Here is a 20,815-nt window from a genome sequence, read left to right on the forward strand (position 1 = left end):
AGTGGCTAGTGTTCAGTGGCTCGTTGTCAGTGGCTAGTGAATACTCTTTCCCTCTCCCTCAGGGAGAGGGTGGCCGAAGGCCGGGTGAGGGTCAAGACGTTCGCTAAATTCAAGCATGCCTCGATTTCTAGCCACTGACCACGTCAATGATGCCCGAACTTCCAGGCGGCGAACGATTCGACCATCAGCATGACCAGCAGCGCGTAAAGCAAGGGCCGGTGGAGTTCTCCCCGACGGCCGACCGAGCTGGCGTTGCCGGTCAGGTCTTTCCAGTTGGTCAGATAGGTGAAATCCCAGCCGGGGACGGCGTCCTTGAGGCCGGAGCGGTCCAGCTTCAGGGGGTCGCTCTCGATCGGGTCGGGGTTGGCGGCGAAGATCGACTCGGTGGCCATCGGCGGGCCGAATTTGGCCCGGTAGGCCCCCGAGAGGTCGGTGTCCTCGTAGTGCAGGAGGCTGACGTCGCCGGCGGTCTGGAGCTTGACGGAGGCCGGGGCGTCGTCGGGCCGGGTGATCTCGACCGAGGTCCCGGCGACCGCGGCTGGTAGGGCCTGGTCGAACGGCTGGCCGACCCGGACGTTCCTCTCGGAGAGCCGGCCCGAGGCGGCCTGGAGGATCACCTGCTCCATGATCGGCGGATAGCTCTGGTGGAGCGGCCAGGTCGACCAGCCGGTGTCGGCCGAGGTGGCGACCTGGATCACGGTCCCCCGGTGGTGGGGCATCTCGATGATCGCCGGGTCGCCGCTGTCGAAGGAGAGCGCGACCCTGGCCATCGAGCGCCGGTCCTCCGGGATCTTGAGCCGGTGATACTGCCAGGTCTTGGCCCCGGTCAGGCCGGCGATCACGTTGGCCGCCGCCCCCGCGAACGCGTTGACGATCGGATGCTTGAAGTCCCCGGCGTCGAACTCGAAGGCCGACCGACGGGCCTGGGCGTCCCCCACGACCCCGGTCATCATGGCCGGCAGCATCCCCTTGCCGTCCGCGAAGAGGAGTTGATTGTAATTCTCGGGGATCACCTGGTCGCCGCCGAAGAGGACCACGCCGCCGCCTTGCTTTAAATAGGCGTCGAGCGAAGAAACCTCGGCCCCGGTGAACTGGGCGATGTTGCAGAGGACCACGGCATCGAACGGGGCGAGGTCGCGATTGCCCAGTTGCGACTCGTTGACCACCTCGGTCCGGATCTGCGAGGGCGATCCCGCCGACTTGGCCTCGGGATTCAGGGCCTGGGTCAGGTAGTCGGTCTCGGCCTGGAACGGCTCGGCCTTGGGGTGGCCGTCGACCAGCAGGACGTTCAGGAACTCGCGGACCGGCAGGGCGATCCGCCGCTTGTTGTCCAGCATCAAGGGGTCGTCATCGATCCGGACCTCGACCAGGTGGTCCCCCGGTGTGGCGAAGCCCGGCGTGAAGACGAACGTGGCGTCGCCGCCGACGGCGATCTCGGGGACCGACTGGTCGGGCCCGAGCTGGCCGTCGATCAGGAGGCGGGCCTTGACGTTGGAGGTCACGTTCGGCCCGAAGTTGCGGACCGTGGCGATCAGCTTGGGGGCCGGTCCGTTCAGCGTGACCACGGGGGCGTCGAGCCGGAGGTCGGTCACCGCCCGGTTCTCGCCGCCGTCGACCCCGAGGTCGATCACCACCGACTGGGCCCGACGCGCCGCGAGCTTGGCCGTGGCCGATTTCAGGGCCTCGCCCCCGGACTCCGGCCTCCGCCAGCTGGCGGCCTGGAGGTCGGTCAGGAAGATGACCTCTTTCCGGGGGATGGTCGAGACTTCCAGGACCCGGTCGATCGCCCCGAAGCTGGCCACGAGGTCGGTCCCGCCGTGCGGCAGGTTGATCGATTCGATCTCCTTGAGGACCTCGGCCTGATTCGCCGATGGCGAGGCGTCGCCGACCACGATCCGGGGCGGGTCGGCCATCAGGACGATGCTCAGGACATCCCCCCGGCGCGTATCCCGAACGAGCTGGGCGGCCAGGGCCTTGGCCTGGTCGAACCGGGTCTTGTCGGCGGTCGAATAGGCCATGCTCAAGGAGCCGTCGAGCACCAGGACCCGATGGGTCCGCTGGCCCGGCAGGGCGATCGCCCCCATGCTCTCCAGGAACGGCTTGGCCATCGCCGAGACCACGAGGAGGATGACCAGGGTTCGGATCGCCAGGAGGAGCCATTGCTCGACCTTGACCCGCCGCTGGTTCTTCCGCATCGCCGCGATCAGGAACCGCATCGCGGCCCAGCGCATCTCGCGATACTTCCGGCGATTCAGGAGATGGATGAGGATCGGTAGGGCCGTCGCCGCGATCCCGAATTGCAGGATCGGGAGGGCGCCGAAGCCGAGTGCCCAGAGAACCGGAAGGTGCAACGTCGTCTCCTGGAAACGCTCGTCAGATTTCGTCGGCAGGGCGAGCCCTGCCCTACATTCATCTCTTGGTCACCGGACCCGCAACGACCGGGAGGCCAGATAACTGGACAAGGGGCCGTCGAGGTCCTGGTCGGTCTGGAGCGGGACGTAGTCGATGTCGATCATCTGGCAGCCCTTCTTGAGGGCGTCGAGGAAGGTCCGGAGTTCGTCCTGATAGGCTTTTCGAAGGGCGTGCGGCTCGGCGACGACGTCGGGCATGCCTTCCATCCCCTTGAAGAGGGTCGTGTCCCGGAACGGGAAGTCGACCTCGGCGGGGTCGAGGATGTGGAAGATGATGACCTCGTGGCGTCGGTGGCGGAAATGCTTCAGGCCGGCGAGGATCCGGGGGACCTCGTCGAGGAGGTCCGAGAGGATCACCACCACGCCGCGCTTCTTGAACCGTTCGGCCAGGTCGTTGAAGACGATCCCCAGGTCGGACTTCTCGCGGGCCGGGGTCACGTCCATGACCCGGAGGAGTTCCTTGAGGTGAGAAGGCTGGCCCGAGGGCTTGACGAACCGGCGGACCGCGTCGTCGAACAGCGCGATCCCGACCGAATCCTGCTGGCGGAGGACCATGTACCCCAGCGCGGCGGCCACGAACTGGGCGTACTGGAGCTTCGAGACGTTCGAGCCCGAGGCATAGGCCATCGACTCGCTCGTGTCGAGCAGCAGGTAGGTCAGGAGGTTCGTCTCCTCCTCGTACTGCTTGAGGTAGAACTTGTCGGTCTTCGACCAGACCTTCCAGTCGACGTGGCGGATGTCGTCCCCCGCCACGTATTCCCGGTGCTGGGCGAACTCGACGGAGAAGCCGTGGTAGGGGCTGGCGTGCTGCCCGGCGACATACCCCTCGACGATCATCCGCGCCTGGAGGTCGAGACCTTCCAGATTAGCCAACGTTTGCGGATTTAAAAATCTTTGGTAGTTTTCCACTCTGCTCGGCCTCACGCTCGTCGACGGGCACGTGCTTGATCAGTCGGGCGACGATGTCGTCGGGCCGGAGCCCTTCGGCCTCGGCGTTGAAGTTGGTGACGATCCGGTGCCGGAGGACCGGACCGGCGACGGCTCGGATGTCCTCGGTCGAGACGTAATAGCGGCCGTACAGCACGGCTCGGGCCTTGGCCGCCAGGATCAGGTACTGGCTGGCCCGGGGGCCGGCCCCCCAGCTCACGTAGTCGCGGATAAATTCGGGGGCTTCTTCCTGGCCTCGGCGGGTGGCCCGGCTCAGCCGGACCGCGTACCGGGTGACGTGGTCGGCCACGGGGACCTTGCGGACGATCTCCTGGAGTTCCAGGATCTCGGTCCCCGAGAGGACCTTGGTCACGTTGGCCTTGAGCGTCGAGGTGGTCAGCCGGACGATGTCGAATTCTTCCTGCTCGTCCGGGTAGTCCACCATGATGTTCAGCATGAACCGGTCGAGCTGGGCTTCGGGGAGGGGATAGGTCCCTTCCTGCTCGATCGGGTTCTGGGTGGCCAGGACGAAGAACGGGTCGGGCAGTCGGTGGCGTTCGCCGCCGACGGTGACCTGTCGCTCCTGCATCGACTCCAGGAGGGCCGCCTGGGTCTTGGGCGGGGTCCGGTTCACCTCGTCGGCCAGGACGATATTGGCGAAGACCGGCCCGCGGAGGAACTTGAACTGGCGGACGCCGGTGGCCTTGTCCTCCTGGATCACCTCGGTCCCGGTGATGTCCGAGGGCATCAGGTCGGGGGTGAACTGGATCCGATTGTAGGTCAGGTTCAGGGCGTCGGCCAGGGTATGGATCATCAGGGTCTTGGCCAGGCCGGGCACCCCGATCAGGAGGCAGTGGCCGCGGGCGAAGATCGCGATGAGGAGCTCTTCGAGGACATTCTGCTGGCCGACGATCACCTTGCCCATCTCGGCTTTGAGACCGGCGAAGGCGGACTTCAGCCGCTCGACGGCGGCGAGGTCCTCGTGCGGCAAGGGTTGGCTGGTCGTCTCTTCGCCCACGCTCGTCTCCTTGGTCAGGCCCGATCGGGCAACGGCCGGGGGGATTCCCCTCCAGGCCAGGTTAACGGGGACCCCGCGCAACGTCCATGACCTGCTGCTGGTCGCCCAACGCCCAGAGCCCTGCCTGGGTCGCCACCAACGCCCCCTGCGGAGAGAACCGGATTGTCAGGTCCGAGACCGGCGCCTGGAAGAAAAGCCGCTGGATCGGCTCCCCGTCGAGCCTCCTGTGGAAGATGAGCGGCAGGGCCGAGAGGTTGTCGTTGTCCGAGCCCGATGGGTTGGGATAGGCCGCCACGCACCGCTCGGTCAGGGCCAGCGACCATCGAGACTCCGGGCCGTTCAGGGGACGCTTCCAGAGGACCAGGCCGTCGTCCATCGCGATCGAGGAGAGCGTTGGCCCGTTGGTGACGAACACGCTCTCCTCGGCCAGGACCACCGACTCGGGGCGATCGCTCAGATCCTCGGTCCCGAGCAGTCGCGACCATCGCTTGGCCCCGCTGGCGGGATCGAGCCGGATCAGCTCGTGGCCGTCCTGGAGGACCAGCAGGCGTTCGGCGTCTCCGAATAGTCGGGGCGGGCCATATTTGGGGAAGTCCGGCGTTTCCTGGAAGATCCAGGCATTCACCCCTCGGGTGATGTCGAAGAGCGCCACGGTGGTCGTGTTGGCCACCACCGCGATGTGGTCTTCGTCGATCGGGAGCGGGTCGCGGGGCCACTCCCCCTGCTCTGCCTGGGGGAACTCCGACCTCCGACGCCCGGACTCGGTGTCGAGGACCAGGACCGCGTTGGGCTTGCGGACCTGGAGGACGATCCGTCGAGGGCCGACGATCAGGTGAGGGTTGATCCGCTCGGCCTTCGGCTCGTAGGACCAGTCCAGCAGGCCCGAGTCGCCGTCGAAGGCCTTGAGAGTCTTGTCGCCCTGGAGGCAGAAGACCCGGTTGCCGACGATCCGGAAATCCCGGAGCGAGTCCTGGGCTCCCGCCCGGATCCCCTCGGCGGCCGGGTCCCGGGCGAATGGGTTGCCCGCCCCCTTGTTCGTGGTGCCGACGCCCAGGTCGTACCGCCACTCGACGGCCCCGGTCTCCAGGCTCAGGGCCACCAGGCGGGTCTTCGTCGCCGCGATGATCCGATCGGCCAGGTAGCCCACCCAGATCGGGTCGCCTTCGAGGTCGCTCGACCAGGCCGAGCGTCCCGAGGCCGGGTCGACCGGGCGAATCACGTGGCCCCTCGCCAGGAAGACCCGACCGGCCTCGGCCGAGGGAGGGACCCCCTCGGCGGCGATCGGGCGGGAGGTCTCGGGCCATCGGAGGTCCCACCGTCGGCGAAGGGGGACCGGCAAATTCGGCTCGGAGCCATTGCCGATCATCCGATCGAACGGCTCGCGGGCCAGCCTGGAGGCGACCAGGGTCTCGAGCGGCTCGGCCCCTCCGGGCTCGTCGATCGACTCGTCGCCGAACCGTTTCGACGCCTGGAGGTAGGTGTCGCGGGCCGAGACCCAGAGCTTCTGCTCCTCATAGGCGTGGGCCAGCCCCCAGAGGGCCCGAGCCCGGCGGGCATCGTCGGGCGCGACCGTGAGGAGCCGCTTGTAAGTCCGCGCCGCATCGCCCGGTCGATCGGTCCTGGTGTAAAGCTCGCCCAGGGCCAGGAGAGACTCGGGGACAACTCGGGCCGTCGGATAGATCCGGGCGATGTCCTCCAGGAGTCTCGGGGAATTCTCCTTGAGCCCTCGGGCCAGGAGTTCGGAGGCTTCCCGATCGAAGTCGGCGTAAAGCTCGCGTCCCTTCTCGCGGAGGAGTTCTCCCAGGCGGTCGGCAATCAGGAGGTCCGCGCGGACCGACCGGTGCCCATCGGCGGCGTCGACATCCAGGGCCCGCAGTCGCTCGTCGCCCAGGAGGGCCTGGAGGGTGGCCACCGAGGCCTTTTCCTCCCCCTTCGAGACCTGCGCATCGGCCAGTTCCAGGCGGGCCGAGAGCCGATCGCGGTCGGACCTCGCGGCGAGGGCCGCCCCCTCGAACCGGCGGGTTGCCTCGGCCCAATCCTTGACCGCCCGCGCCTTCTGGCCGAGCTTCATCAAGAGCCTCTGCTGGTGGTCGCGGGTGGCCTCGCCCAGCGGGACGCCGTCGATGGTCTCGGAGGGGCGGGCCCTCGGGAGGGCCATCTCCAGGCTGGCCAGGGCCACCTCGTCGCGGCCGATCGCCTCGGCGGCCTGGGCCAGCCGGTAGTAGTTCAGGGCCTGTTCGGGGGCCCGGGCGATCTCGTCCCGGTAGCGATCGATCAGCCGGCTATTCTGGCAGAAGACGACCAGAGCATTCGTGGTTGCCACGATCAGGAAGCCGTCTCCGGCGGCGAGGTTCCCCCCCTCGCACTGGTAGGTTTCCTGGAGCTTGATGGGAGGCTCGGCCTTCAGGCCCGAGGCCTGGTCCAGCACGTGGATCTCGGTCCGGGTCGGCCAGTAGACCTTGTCGCCGGCCAGGATCCCACGCCCGAACCCCTGCCCCGCCTGCGAGTTATCGGGCCAGGTGTGCGCCAACTTGCCATCCTTGACGTCGAACCAGAGGACCCGATCGCCGGTGGCCACCAGCTTCCCCTTGGCCACGCCCAGGATATGCGCGAGCTTGACGTCCTCGGGGATCGGCTCGGTCTTCCAGATCAGCCGGCCGGTGGCCGCGTCGAAGGCGTAGATCTCCGGTGCGTCGTCGGGGGCGACGATCACCAGGCCGTCGTGGACGATCGCCGGGTTCAGGTCCCGCTCGCGCCCCGGTCCCATCGCGTTCCGGCCCTGCCAGGGATAGGTCGCCAGCCACCGGATCCCGCCGGTCTCGGCGTCGATCGAGGCCACGGCCCCCAGGTTGGTCTGGTAGTAGATCGTCGGCCCATCGAGGGTCAGGAGCCGATGTCCGACTTCCAGCGACCCGCCCAGGAAGGGGTCGACGTTCGCGTTCGCCTCGCAGATGTAGCGGACCCATCGGGTGGCCCCGGTCTCGGCGTCCAGGCAGGCGACGTAGCTGGCCGTCATCTCGATCCGGTCGGTGATGGCGATGTAGACGTTGTGCTCGTCGGCGACCGGGGACCCCTCGAAGACCGCGTTGCGGCTCCCTCCTTCGGCCTGGCGCTTGGGCAGGGCGATCTCGGAGGCCTCGCGCTTCCAGAGGAGATGTCCCTGGGCCGATCGCGAGACGGCGACGACGAAGCTGGTCGAGGCCACGCCCATCCCGATCCCCATCCGATTCATCGTCGGAGTGGAGCTGGGCGGCTGGCCGATCCTGGCGTAGATCCGGTCGCCGAAGGCCGTCAGGGTATAGCGGGCCAGGCCGGGCAGCCCCCTCATGGCGGCCGGGGTCCCCATCAGGTCGGGCGTCTTCCAGGCCACCTCGACCGGGGTCGTGGTCGCGCCGAATTGCTCGCCGGGGCGGCTGTTCAGGTTGTAGGCCGTGATCTGCTTGTCGTCGTCGACGATCACCTGATCGCCCACCACGATCGGGTGGTAGGCCAGGAGTCGTTCGGGGGGGATTTGCGACGCTCCGGTGTTCATCCGGGCGGCATAACGCGAGTTCCTCCCGCGCATCGGCTCGATCGGATCGAGTTCGACTCTCCACTGGAGCGAGCCGACGTCGATCGATCCGGGGGCGATCTTGTTCCGGGCCGTCGAGCCCGCGAAGGTCGGCCATCGGCCGTCGGATTCGGCCGAGGGAGCCAACCGGTCATCCCGGATCGCCTCGGCGAGGTCGGCGGCCAGGGGGCCTCGACGCCCGGCGAAGGGGCCGGTGGCCTTGGGATACTCGGTCCCGAACGCGGCGATCTCCGCCTCCGTCGGCGGGTGCTCCCCGATCGCCGCGCGGCAGAGGATCTTCTTGGCCGCGATCCGGGACAGGTCGACGCTCGGGTCGGGATGGACCAGGGCCCGACCGTCGGGCCGGTCGGGCAAGAGCTGGACATAGGCCGACATCGCCTCGGCGAAGGCACCGTCCTGGAAGGCCAGGTCGCCCAGGAGTTCGAGGGCGTCGTCGCCCCACGACGAGCAGAAGGCCTGGTCGACGACTCGCCGGAGTGTGGAGCGGTCGCGAGAGGCCGCCCCCTGGCGGTACCATCGCTCGGCCTGGGCGTCGACCCGGGCCCGATACAGGGCGCGAGCCTCCTCGGGAAGGGCCGCGATCCGACGCTGGCATTCCCGACGGGCGTTGACCGAGAGTCGCGAGTCTCCCTCCCCGGCACCGGGGTCGGGCGGCACGTCGACGACCTTGTCGCCGAACTGCTGGATCACGCGCTGATAGATGTCGACCGCCTCGGCGTAACTGCCCGCCTTGCCGTGGTTGTCGGCACTCCGGAGCAGGGCATCGGCCGTGTGGCTGGTGTCGAAGTAAACCTTGGTGCTGGCCCGGGCCGGCATGAAGTCTTGCTGACCCCGCGAGCTGGAGCAGGCCGAGGCCACCCCGATCAGGACGAGGGTAATCTGGCGGACCACGCCTCGAGTCGGGCCCATCGAGCCACTGCCGAGAATCGCCATGACCTGACCCTCCATGCAAGGCCGGCGCGTCCGAGTGGCCAGTCCCGCAAGGACCTGGAAGAGCTTCGTCTATCCCGGGGACTTGCTCGCAACCTCGACGAGCATCGCGGACACGGTCGCGATCCGGATAGTCAACCGGACCGGATTACTCGCCGAAGTTCTTCATTCATTCCACAATAAAATATCGCACTTCTGCAACGGCAAATCGGATACCAAATGCCATCTGATAAGATATCCGCCGAATTCTTCGGACTTCGACGCGGAGGATGGATGCTGAAGCCAAAATTTGGGGCTAGATAGCCGTCAACGTGAGCAGCATCTGGCCGGGGGCTCGATCGTTTATTCGCGTTGCCGAGAATCGCGTGTCGGTTGCCTGGGCCTACAGATGTTACGCCTAAAAGGTGGGCGAGGCCTGCCCTCTCGGGACGATTCCTCATCCTGGCCGAATTCTCGATTTGATCGAAGCGTCAGTCGGCCGGGCCTCGCGAGGCCCGGCCGACTTTCGTGAGTTACTTGGAGATCTTGATCGCACCCACGTCGACGACACCGTCGGCGGGGACGGTCACGGACATTCCCTTATTGCCGCCTTCGCTGACGTAACCCTTGGTCGACTGCCAGACGACGAGATGCTGCACGCCGGCGGGGACGCCGGTGATCTCGAACGAGCCATCGGCCTGGGTCACGGCGGCGAACGGATGTTCGAGGACGAAGAAATAGCCCTTCATCCAGGGGTGGATATCGCAGGCGAGCTGGGTCGGGCGGCGTTCTTCCTTCTTGATCGGGAAGGTCATCTTGCCGTTGGGGGCCAGCATCTGGTTCACGGCGCCGTTGGCGAAGGCGTTGAACCGGACGTTGTGGCCGACCGGGTCGCTCGACTTGAAGACCAGCTTCTGGTCCTTGTGGACGATCGCGGCGTAGGGGATGAACTCACAGCCGACCTGATCGATGACAACCTCGGGGGAGGCTTCCAGGAGCGCCTTCTCGGCCGCCTCGTACTTCCCAGACGGCTTCACCAGGTAGGCGAACGCGTTGACGACCCCCTTGGTCTCGGGGTCGACGACGATATCCTTGTCGACGATATCATTGGCCTTGCAGACCGCATCCTTGACCTTGGGGTCGCCCTTGGCCACGGCGATCTTCCGGGCGGGCACCGGGCCAGCGTCCCAGATCAGCTTCCCCTTGATCGTGCCGGTCCCGGCCAGCGGCTCAGCAGGCGGCGCGGCCTGGAGGGCGGAACCGACCATCAGGAGGGACGAGGCCGCGAGGGCCGCGAGCGGTCGAAGGTCGACGAATCGGGGCGCGTGGGGGTCTCTCATGAGAATCTCGATCCTTGGCGCGAGGCGGTTTGGCCAATCTCCGGCGGCCCTCGGCGCCGCCGCCTGGAGTGGGGTAGGATTTGTATCCTAACACGGCACCACCGCCCAGGGAAACCGGGGACCATCCCCGCCGATTTCCGGGGCAGTTCAGCCCTTGGGGGCATCCTCGGTGGTCCCGGCGTCGGTCGGGGAGGGCGTCGGGGCCTCGCCGGCGGGCTTCGTGCTGATGACCTCGGCGGTATCGGTCTCGGGCACCTTGGAGCTGCAACCCGTCGCGAGGGCCAGGGCCATCAGTCCGGCGAGGCAGGCCGGGACGAGGATGAATTTCGAGGTCGATCGCGGGGTCATCGTCGCTATCTCCGATCGGGTGGGCAGGTCGTGGCGATGCGGGTGAATCCGCCCGTTTTACTCAGCTGGAGTCGAAGACTTCCAGGTCGCTGGAGACCTCATGGAGTCGGGCGGAGAGGTAGTCGCGGATTTCCTCGCTGGTCTTCAGCTGGAGGATCTGGTGGGCGAATCGCTCGGCCTGGGTGGTGGTGACCGAGCTGAGGAGGGCCTTGATCGTGGGGATGAAGGCCGGGCTCATGCTGAACCGGCGAAGTCCCATCCCGAAGAGTGCGAGGACCGACCGTGGCTGCCCGGCCATCTCGCCGCAGACGGTGACGGGCGTCCCGGTCCGCTGGCAGGCGTCGAGGACCATCTGGAGGACCCGGAAGATCGCCGGGCTCAGGGGCTCGCAGAGGTGGGCGACCTTGGGGTTGTCGCGGTCGGCGGCGACGAGATACTGGATCAGGTCGTTCGAGCCGATCGAGATGAAGTCGGTCTCCCGGAGGATCGCGTCGATGCAGACGGCGGCGGCGGGGACCTCGATCATCACCCCGGTCTTCACGTCCTCGCCGAAGGGGACCCCCTCGCGCCGGAGGTTCCTCCGGGTCTCCTCGACCAGCCGGTTGACGTGACGGAGTTCTTCCAGGGTCGTGATCATCGGGAAGAGCATCGAAACTTTGCCGTGCCGCCCGGCCCTCAGGATGGCGCGGATCTGCCGCTCAAATAAGCGAGGGTGCTCAAAAGAAAGACGGATCGACCGCCAGCCCATGAACGGGTTGGCCTCGTTCCGCCGGCCGAGGTAGGGGACCGTCTTGTCGCCGCCGAGGTCGAGGGTCCGGATGGTGACGATCCGCTGGGGCGAGTCCTCGATGATCTGGCGATAGTGCTGGTACTGCTCTTCTTCGTCGGGCACGTCCTGGTGTGTGAGGAAGAGATATTCGGTCCGGAAAAGTCCGACGCCGGAGGCCCCCACTTTCTGGGCCGCCTGGGCATCCGACGGATTGTTGATGTTGGCCAGGAGTTCGATCTGGGCCCCATCGGCGCTCAGGGCGGGCTGGTCTCGGTTGAGGACCAGCCGGTCTTTCAGGTTGAAGAACTCTCGCTGCATCTTCCGATAGGCCGAGGTGGTCTCGGCGTCGGGGCGGATGATCACGAGCCCTTCCCGGCCGTCGATGATGATCGGGTCACCGGTGCGGACTTCGGAGGTGATCCCGACGACCCCCGAGACGGCCGGGATGCCGCGGCTCCGGGCCAGGATGGCGGCATGGCTCGTCCCGCCCCCGGTCTCGGTGACGATCCCGGCGATGGCCAGGTTTCCAAGGCTCATGGCCTGGCTCGGGAGGAGCTCATGAGCCACGAGGATCACCGGCTCGTCGCGATCGGAGCCCCGGTCGATCTGCGCCACCCCGTTCGTTATGGGCGAACTCAGGTGCGAACCGATCCGAGAGATCACGTCGCGGAGGTCGGCCACGCGTTCCCGGAAATAGTCCTGCTCGATCCGGGCGAAGCTGGCGGCATATCCCTGGAGGACCACCTGGACCGCCGAGAGGGCCGTGAGCCGTTGAGACTCGATCAGACCTCGGACCTTGGCGAGCATCCCCTCGTCGTTGACGATCTGCAGGTGCGATTTGAAGATCTCGGCCTCGGAGGGCCCGAGTTGCTCGGCGACCTTGTGGACGATCGCTTCGAGTTCGGCCGCCGAGGTCGACACCGCGACGTTGAATCGCTCGATCTCGGCGGGGACCAGCCGGGGACTGGCCAGGGCCTGGGGCTCGGCCGAACCGAAGACCGAGTCGACCCGATGGGCGACGCCCACAACCACACCCGGGCTGACTGCGACGCCTTTGTGCATAAGAGCCACATTCTAGCAAAAACCGATCGAATGGGACAAACGATTTACGAAATCCGGGCGTGTCCGCGAATCATTGTCGAAGTTTCGAAGCCGAGTGCCACGCCCTCGCGAATCGTGAGCATGAGAGGACATCCAGCCCAGTCCCATTCTCACGCGTCGAGATCCCGCCGCCCGCGAAGCGACTCGGGCCAGAACCCGAGAATCCGTCGGCATACCCGAAACCCCAACCTTACCCCCAAAGCGTCAATGTTGTGCAAATCTTGTACCTCGGGTTGCGTGGCTGCGGGTCAGGACTCCCGGGGAGATGATTCTGGGTCGAGATCCGGGGGCCGACCGGATCGCCGGAGGACCAGCAGCAGGATCGCCGAGCCTCCGTAGGCCGCGGCCCAGTGATAGGGCGTCTGGAAGGCTGCACTCTCGAGTCGGCCTTCGCTTTTGAGGAGTCGGACCGCCTCGCTCGGCGTCACGATTGGCCCGTCGGGCAGCCCCGAGTGCATCACGCCGAAGAGGGAGCAGACCCCGGCCAGGACCAGGCAGGCGACCGCCGGGCGGACCCGCCCGTCGATCAGGTGGGCCAGGATCGCGCCCCAAAGAAGGCTGGTCACGATGAATCCGCCGGAGAGCATCGTCACCGTCTCGACCCAGTGGCGGGCCCCGGGTGCGAGCTGGCCGAACGCCTCGGGGCCGGGGGCGAGCACCTGCCCCACCGCGAGCTTGGCCAGGTAGGCCAGCGCGGGCACGCAGGCCAGGACGACCGCCGGGTAGTGGCGGACCGGGGTGGCGTGGAACGACTGCGCGGTGATCTCCAGCCCGACGAAAATCAGTATCGGGAAGACGGTCGACTGGGGCAGGAGGTAGAAGATCCAGCCGAAGAAACCGAAGATCCCGGCCGAGCCGACGAACAGGGCGGTCGCCAGCGTATAGCCGGCCCTGGCCCCCATCGCCTTGTAGGCCGGGTGACCGATGTATGGGGTCGACTGGATCACCCCGCCGAAGAGGCCGCCGACCAGGGTGGCCACGCCGTCCGCGGCGAGGATCAGGCCGGTCGGGTAGGAATCGCCGGCCGCCTCGGCGCTCTCGGTGCAGTCGATCCCGCCGACCACCGTGGCCAGGGCCAGGGGGATCGCCACCGGGAGGAAGGTGAGGGCCAGTCGCCAGGAGCCCCGGAACCACTCGGACCACTCCGAGGCCGGCATCGGCAGAGAGAACCGGAAGGCCGACTCCGGCCGACCCCCCTCGCCCCCGCCGAGCCCCGGCCCGAGGCCCAGCAAGTTCATCCCGTAGTAAAGGATGCAGCCGATCACGACCGCAGCCAGGGCACCGGGGATCTCGCGAGGGAGCCGCCAACGGGCGGTGAGCGTCACCAGGATCACCATCAGCGAGACCAGCCCGACCACCGGAATTCGGGCGATCTCGATCAGGGGTAGGAAGCTAATCAATACCAGCGCAATCGACGTGAGTGAGCCCAGGAGCCCCGCCCTGGGGACCATCCGGCGGAGCCACCCGCCGACCGTGGCACATCCGAGCTTGAAGATCCCCGAGGCCAGCAACATCGCGATCCCCACGAACCAGGCCCGATGGGCCGCCGACTCGGGATCCAGCCCTTCCGCCTTCGCCGCCACGAAGGCCGGACCCAGGACCAGGAAGACCGACCCGAAGGTGCTCGGCGTATCCAGGCCCAGGGGCATCGCGGTCACGTCGTCCCGGCCCGACTTCCGGGCCAGTCGGAAGGCCATCGCGGTGAAGATCAGGTCGCCGACCAGGACCCCGAGCGCCGTCCCGGGGATCATCCGGGTCAGGACGAACTCGCGAGGGAACCCGAAGACCCCGATCAGGAGGCTCGCCATCAGGATCATGTCGCCGACATTGTCGAGCATCAGGCCGAAGAAGGCGTTCACGTCGCCCCGACGAGCCCAGCCGAACGACGACTTCGCGTGCGGGGATGGGGATGTGCTGGACACCGGTAGGACTCTCCCGAGAAGTGCGCGGGTCGCTCCGCGTCGGGACGGTCGAAGTCCCGGAACGCATCGCGGATCGGGCGATCGTCGGAGATCGGCCCCCGGAAAGCAAGTCGGGCGTCCGATCGATCGGGCCGACCTCCCCCGGATTTCGGACGAGAAAGACGATTAGCGGCGCGACCGCCGGTGCGATATTGTCGAGGAACCGTCGCGAGAGCTATTGCGGTGGTTGGGTTCGTTTTTCCCGGGATCACCCGGCCAGGCGATCGGACGTTGGGTTCGTTTTTCCCGGCGCAAATCGTGGATCGAAATTTTTTCGGGGACGTTCGATGGATGCCTATCAACCACCCCTGGACCAATTCCTCCGGTTTCCGGAAGAACCCGGTTTCGGATTAGCCTGGCCCGACTATCTGGCCCTCGGGTTCGACTCGGGACATGTCCCCGAGCTGATCCGGATGGCGACCGATCGGTCCCTCAATGAGGCCGATGAGGAAAGTCCTGAAGTCTGGGCTCCCGTTCATGCCTGGAGGACGCTGGGCCAGCTCCGCGCGGAGGCCGCGATCGGCCCTCTCCTGGCGATTCTCGCCGCCCAGACCCTGGAAACAAGCGACGACTGGGCCAGCGAGGAACTGCCTGTCGTCATCGGGATGATCGGCCCGGCCGCCATCCCCGAGGCCCGTTCCATCCTGGAGGATCCATCCGCTTCGGATGAGGCGAGGATTGACGCCTGTCGGTCCCTCGGAGAGATTGGCCAGATTCATCCGACGGCCCGAGATGAGTGCGTCGCGATCCTGTCCATGTGCCTCGAACAGGGCCAAGACACCCCTCCGGACGTCAATGCCTTCCTCGTCAATGAGCTCATCAAGCTCGGAGCGGACGAGGCGGCCGGGGTCATCGAACGGGCTTTCGCGGCCGGGATTGTCGATGAGTCGGTCAACGGGTCGTGGTATGACGTCTGGCATGCCCTCGACCTCGACGGTGAGCCGCCGCTCCGGCCCGAGCGTCGAGTGGTGATCGATGAGGATGAGGATGAATGGGATGATGAGGAACGCGATTGGGTGAATCCGTTCCGGAGGCTCGACGGCCCCGCCCACCCCCACGAGCCCCGGCCGGGCTGGCAACCGGCGGATTCGCGGACCCCGGAGGAGCGGAAGGACCGGAACAAGGCCCTCCAGAAACTGGTCAAGAAGGTGAAGGGGAAGAAGGGCAAGAAACGATGAAGGCCGTATCGGAGTCGTCCGACCGGCTCCGTTCGCGAGGATTTCACAAGTCACTCAGCCCTCCGGCGGGACCGCCTCCGACTCGGGAGATTCCGATGCAAGACCTGAACTCGACCATTCGAGCGGTGCGGCTCGTCCCCCTGCTCCTCGCGACGGTCCTGATCGGCCTGGAGGGCTCGGCCGCTCGGGCCCAGGCCCCCCGGCTCCTGGGCCGCTGGCTCGGCCAGGACGGGCACGACCTGGTCGGGGGCAAGCCCGGACCTTCGAAGAACGACTATCAGGACATCCACCTCCAGGTCCGAGGGATCCCTCCCAATCGGCAGGTCGTCGAGACGATCGTCAAGGGGTTCGGCGGCGGCGAGTGGAAATCCTCGAACAAGGATCAGTTCACGGTCCTCCTGGTCCGGAAGGGGAATGCGATCCAGGCCGACTTGTATGTCGAGCCTTATCAGGTCGAGAAGGGACGCGAGATCGAGGTCCACCTGAAGTATGACGACGGCAGCATGGCGGTCGCCAACTTCCCCGGGGGGCGGGCCGACCCCAACCTGAAGGCCGCCGGGGCGGGGATCGAGCTGAAGTGGGTCGGGCAGGATGGGCAGGATCGGACCGGTCCCGGGCCCAATGTCGGGCCCGATGGGGCCGAGGATGTCCACCTGAGCCTCGCCAAGCTCTCGCCCCAGGTCGAGATCAAGTCGGTCGAGATCACCGGGCCGGGCGGCCTGATCTGGCACGCCGGGCACAACCCCGCCGGGCACCCGGCCGCCGAGGTCGCCCGGAACCTCGAGGACCGGACCCGGGCCGACCTCTATTTCGCGCCGGGGGTGGACCTGGCGGGCAAGAAGCTCCAGGTGAGCGTCACTTATGAGAACGACCGGGGCGACCTCGCGTCGGTGGTCGCGGGCAAGTGCAACCCGTCGAAGTCCGCGAGCCGACCCCCGACGATCAACCTGGCCGCCAGCAAGGCGACGGCCCGGTGGCTCGGCCAGGATGGGGTCGAGATGAGCCCCGGCGATGTCCACGTCGCACTCGAAGGGCTGACCCCCGACCGGACGATCGTGGCCGCCGCCCTGAGCGACTCAGTGGCCGGGACCTGGGTCTTCCAGGCCAACGACCGGGTCAAGTTCGAGGCGGGTGCGATCCGCGAGCGTCTGAACGTCCGGCGGTCGTCGCCGACCAAGGGGGACCTCGTCTTCCCGCCGATCCGCGACGAGTCGGGGGCGACGATGACCCTCCGGTTCCTCGACCAGTCGGGCCGAGAAGAGGTCCTCCGGTTCCCTGGAGGCTCCTGCGACCCCGACCGGAGGGCCCCTGCCCTCGCCCCCGGGACCGTCACCGCGAAGCCCGGCGACGACCTGAACGGGCTGGCCGCAAGGTTCGGCACGATCAACCTCAGCAAGGGGATTTACCCCCTGACCCGGCCCCTGGTCCTGACCCGTCCGACCCGGATCATCGGCGAACCGGGGGCGACCTTGCAATTCTCGCAGGGCTCGGATCAGAAGGTGTGGACCGCAGCGATCAAGATTCATGCCGGATCGACGACCCTCGAAGGCTTCGCCGTCCGGTTCGTCGGGCCGATCCGCTGGGATCAGGGGGTGAGCTTCGGCCCGGCCGTGATCGGCACGACCGACGACCGCGACAGCGTCCCGGCCGACCCCAAGTTCAAGATCACCCTGGCCCGGCTCGACCTCGAAGGCCCGGCCGCCTCGTCCTCCACCGCCTGGGAGCATGACACCCACCTGATTCGGGTCAATACGGCCGCCACCGGCCGGATCGAGGGGAACACGCTCCGGGGAGGCTCGGTCCTCTTCGCGGGCGGCCCCTGGACGATCGTCGAGAATACCTATAAGGGGACGCCCCCCAACACCTTCTGCAACGGGGTGTTCAGCGGCCGATACACCCACGACCTCAAGTTGATCGGCAACAAGGCCCGCCCGGAAGGGCCGTCGGGCAAGACCTGGCGATTCCTGGTCCTCACCCAGCGCGGGATGTTCGACCTGGTGAAAGACAACGTGGTCGAGGGGGGGATCGGGCCTCGCGAGGATGATCCCCACCCGCACCCCAACGCCCCCGAGCTGATGCTGACCGAGGCCTATCGCCTCCACTTCGAGGGCAAGCCCGCCTCGATCTCGGCCGACGGCCGAGTCCTGGTGATCCACCGCCCCCAGGGGGGAGAAGCCTTCACCGGCGACGCCCTGGCGATCCTCGAAGGCCCCCAGGCCGGGGAATGGCGGACGATCGCCCAGCCGCTCGGTGCCCAGGCTTATTTGCTGGACGAGCCGATCTCGAAGGACACCGGGGCCGTCTCGATCGCCACCGGGTTCGTCCGCGAGACCTTCGAGGGGAACACGGTCGACTGCCGGGGGAGCGGCCAGGCGGCCAACCTGGTCCTGGCCGGAAATGTCTTCGGGGCTCGCGTGGTCAACAACCATTTCCTGGGCGGGGGGGAGTCGGTCCGGCTCCTCTCGGCCCCCACCGAGGAACCGGTCCGATGGGGATGGTCGCACGCCCCGTTCCTCGGGGGAGTCTTCGAGGGCAACATCCTGGAAGACGCGCCGGGGGGAAGCCTCGGCGTCGAGCATGGCCCGGCCGTCCGGTCGAGCCGGGGTCGGGTCTACATGACGTTATCCTTCAAGGGGAACACCCTGAAGTGGTCCGGTTCGACCGACAAGTCCCCCCGGTTCCGGATCGGCTTCGAGCCCAGCATCGACCCGCATGAGCTGATCATCGCCGAGGAAGGGACCCGGGTCGAAGGGGCCCCGCCCCGATCCGTCTGGGTCCACGCGGCGACCATTAATGGCAAGGTCGTCAAGGATGGTCCCTTGAAGACCAGTGGGCTGGTCGGGTCGAAGAATCCAACTCGTCGAAACTGAGGTGCCCGCCTTTGGGCTCACCCGGTCGGGCTCAGGGGCCGAGATCGCCAATCGTCCTGTAGGGCTTACCGTCGGGCAGACCGTCCCGGATGGTGTGCTCATCTTCCGGTCGAACCGCGACCTCCGGCGTCCCGCCCGGCACCAGGCTGACGCCGCTGACCCAGAGGCTGAACGGCTTGGGGCTCCCTCCGGCCGCGAGGATTCGACGAGGGGGCGCGTCGGCCCCTTCGCTCTCGATGGTCAGTTCCTGGAGGCCCGACGGGAGCCGGAATGAGGGGGAGATCACCAGGGTACTATCCGTCGGATCGAACTGCCATCTCGCCAGGATTCGACCGGCGGCCTTCACCTTCACCGACCTTTTCTTCTGGTTCGAGGCCGCGTTGAGGGCAAGGGACATGGGTTGGTCGGGCGTCGGGTTGTAGACGAGGACCCGGGCCGTCGGCCCGACCATCGAAGCTCGTTGGTTTGCCCGGATCGTGCGGGCTCCCCAACCTTCGGTGTAGAGGAAGACGGGCTTCGTGGGCTGGGGCATCTTGTCCCGGTCGTAGACGACGGTGTCGGCATCCTCGTAGATCTTGGAATCCTGGAGGAGTGCCTTCAGGCGGTCGAGGTGGACGACGAATTCGGGGAACGAGCCGGGCTTCTGGTGGAGGACGACGTACCGGAGGTCGTGCACCTTCAGGTAGAGCCAGGCGTAGGATCGGAAATCGACGCCGGTCGCCAGTTCGATCGTCTCGGCCTCCGGGGTCATCGGGTAGGCGGGATTGGCGAGCTTGAAGGCGTCGAAGGGGGAGTTGAAGTAGAGGAGGTTGTCGTACTTGAGGTTATCGAACGCGGTGTAGCCCGCCGAGGTCCGCCCGCCGTGGATCGACTGCCAGTAGGAGCAGAGCGAGGGGAGCTGGAACGCCCCCGAGTTGAACTGGGGGGCGTCGAGGAACGTGGCATCCGGGTCGGCCTTGCGGATGACCTGGTAGCAGGCGGGCATCGTCGGGAGCCCGATCGTGGGATAGGGCACGGTGCTCAGGTCGACCAGGGTTAGCGCCAGGATCGCGGAGAAGGCCGCCACCCTCGCCGATGGGTTCCCGATCTTCCCCAGCAGGTGCTTCAGGCCCGCCGCCGCGACCACCGCCGCCGCGACCGAGGCGAACAGGTTGAACCGGGCCGGGACCCGGATCATCCGGAAGCCGACGAAGTACTTCTTGAGCCAGTAGGCCGGGAGGCTGAAATCGACGCTGCCGATCCGGGCATGGGCCCCGAGCGATAGGGTCAGCAGCAAGGCGAACACGGCCCACCAGTACGCTCGCCTCCCGAACCGGACCCGAGCCGCCGCCGCGTACAGGATCAGGGCGATGGTCGCGACCCCCAGGTAGGACGGGATCGAGCCGAAGTCGGCCTGGACGTTGGTGTCGAAGGGCATCCAGCGGCTCAGGAGGTGGACGGGCGAGGGAGTCAGGAAACCCCAGAGCGGGGCCCGGAGATTCCAGAACTCCGACTCCGGCCTCGACATCGAGAACCCATGCGTCAGCGCCCAGATCTGGTTCGAGAACAGGACGATCATCAATGGTCCGATAAGCCCTGCGAAGGTCGCGAACCATCCCAGTCGGGCCTTGAGCCAGGGGACAATCCCGACCCGCCCTTCGCCGATCGCCCGCCAGGCCACGTAGAGCGCCGCTGGGAAGATGGCGAAAATCCCGAAATAAGGGGCACTCATCGCCACCAGGGCGTAGAGGGCCACCGAGGCCGCCAAACCCCGACGCGAGGGGCGGTCGACCCACCGGAGCCATGCGATGAGGAAGATCGGGAACCAGCCGACCGTGATCTGTTCCAGCTCGCCGTGCGAGAAGAACGTCATCGGCCCGCCCAGCATCGCCGTCAGGCCCCCCAGGGTGGCCGCCATCCGACTCCGGAGGATGTTCCAGATCAGGAGGAAGGTGCCGAGGCCCGTCAGCAGGAAGGCGAACGTGCGGATCAGGTTATAGCAAAGGATGTCGTTGCCGAACACTAGCGAGAGAGGGACGAACAGCAAGGTCTGGAAGTGCATCGGCGGGAGCGTCCCGAGCGACGCCCCGACCGGATACTGGATCCCCGGGCAGACGAACGGGAGCCGCCCGTGCAGCAGGCAGTCCTTGTTCCAACGCATCGTCCAGATGTGGGCCAGCGGGTCGACCCGCGAAGGGAGCGTCGACCCGAAGGTGGCGAAGGCCGGCCAGGTGGCCACGCCCAGGCATCCGAGATAGAAAATCCCGACGATGGTCAGAGTTTTCCAACCCGGCGTGATCGGCCCGGGTTCCCCGGTCTGGTCGGTCTCCATGCCTCAACCCCTCGATGGTCCGCATCGGACGGTTTCCGGTTCGGCTCGCGGTGACGAATCGAGGGTTGATGTCGGGTTTTATCGGCTCGAAGCCGATCCGA

Annotated in this window: 11 protein-coding genes; 2 read left to right on the forward strand and 9 right to left on the reverse strand. The window is 67.0% G+C overall.

Annotated features, from left to right (window positions below):
* Nucleotides 1-143 precede the first annotated feature (143 nt).
* From P12x_RS15720 to P12x_RS15755, 8 genes are all read right to left on the reverse strand, one after another.
* Complete coding sequence (locus tag P12x_RS15720; RefSeq protein WP_435005249.1) at nt 144-2,351, reverse strand: BatA domain-containing protein; 2,208 nt, start codon at nt 2,349-2,351, stop codon at nt 144-146.
* Between the two features lie 69 nt (nt 2,352-2,420).
* On the reverse strand, nt 2,421-3,284 hold the full coding sequence (locus P12x_RS15725) for a DUF58 domain-containing protein (protein ID WP_435005250.1): 864 nt from the start codon (nt 3,282-3,284) through the stop codon (nt 2,421-2,423).
* Entirely contained in the window at nt 3,277-4,356 is a 1,080-nt protein-coding gene (locus P12x_RS15730) for an AAA family ATPase (RefSeq protein ID WP_435005251.1), read from the reverse strand. The genes P12x_RS15725 and P12x_RS15730 overlap by 8 nt, the downstream gene beginning before the upstream one ends.
* 61 nt (nt 4,357-4,417) lie before the next feature.
* Nucleotides 4,418-8,860: a PQQ-binding-like beta-propeller repeat protein gene (locus tag P12x_RS15735; RefSeq protein WP_435005252.1), complete on the reverse strand. Its 4,443-nt coding sequence runs from the start codon at nt 8,858-8,860 to the stop codon at nt 4,418-4,420.
* Nucleotides 8,861-9,369: 509 nt separating this feature from the next.
* Entirely contained in the window at nt 9,370-10,176 is an 807-nt protein-coding gene (locus P12x_RS15740) for a carboxypeptidase regulatory-like domain-containing protein (RefSeq protein ID WP_435005253.1), read from the reverse strand.
* 147 nt (nt 10,177-10,323) lie between these two features.
* On the reverse strand, nt 10,324-10,524 hold the full coding sequence (locus P12x_RS15745; protein WP_435005254.1) for a hypothetical protein: 201 nt from the start codon (nt 10,522-10,524) through the stop codon (nt 10,324-10,326).
* A 61-nt stretch (nt 10,525-10,585) separates the two neighbouring features.
* Complete coding sequence (gene ptsP / locus P12x_RS15750; RefSeq protein WP_435005255.1) at nt 10,586-12,355, reverse strand: phosphoenolpyruvate--protein phosphotransferase; 1,770 nt, start codon at nt 12,353-12,355, stop codon at nt 10,586-10,588.
* 287 nt (nt 12,356-12,642) lie between these two features.
* Nucleotides 12,643-14,316: a permease gene (locus tag P12x_RS15755; protein ID WP_435005256.1), complete on the reverse strand. Its 1,674-nt coding sequence runs from the start codon at nt 14,314-14,316 to the stop codon at nt 12,643-12,645.
* Between the two features lie 326 nt (nt 14,317-14,642).
* On the opposite strand from P12x_RS15755, the gene P12x_RS15760 reads away from it, so the two are divergent.
* Together P12x_RS15760 and P12x_RS15765 are read left to right on the forward strand one after the other, a co-directional pair.
* Complete coding sequence (locus P12x_RS15760; protein ID WP_435005257.1) at nt 14,643-15,533, forward strand: PBS lyase; 891 nt, start codon at nt 14,643-14,645, stop codon at nt 15,531-15,533.
* Nucleotides 15,534-15,628: 95 nt separating this feature from the next.
* On the forward strand, nt 15,629-18,403 hold the full coding sequence (locus P12x_RS15765) for a hypothetical protein (RefSeq protein WP_435005258.1): 2,775 nt from the start codon (nt 15,629-15,631) through the stop codon (nt 18,401-18,403).
* 31 nt (nt 18,404-18,434) lie between these two features.
* Here P12x_RS15765 and P12x_RS15770 read toward each other — a convergent pair whose 3' ends face one another.
* On the reverse strand, nt 18,435-20,714 hold the full coding sequence (locus P12x_RS15770) for a hypothetical protein (RefSeq protein WP_435005259.1): 2,280 nt from the start codon (nt 20,712-20,714) through the stop codon (nt 18,435-18,437).
* Nucleotides 20,715-20,815 lie beyond the last annotated feature (101 nt).

It is taken from the genome of Tundrisphaera lichenicola, assembly GCF_051175385.1.
In the GTDB taxonomy this organism is placed as follows: Bacteria; Planctomycetota; Planctomycetia; order Isosphaerales; family Isosphaeraceae; genus Tundrisphaera; species Tundrisphaera lichenicola.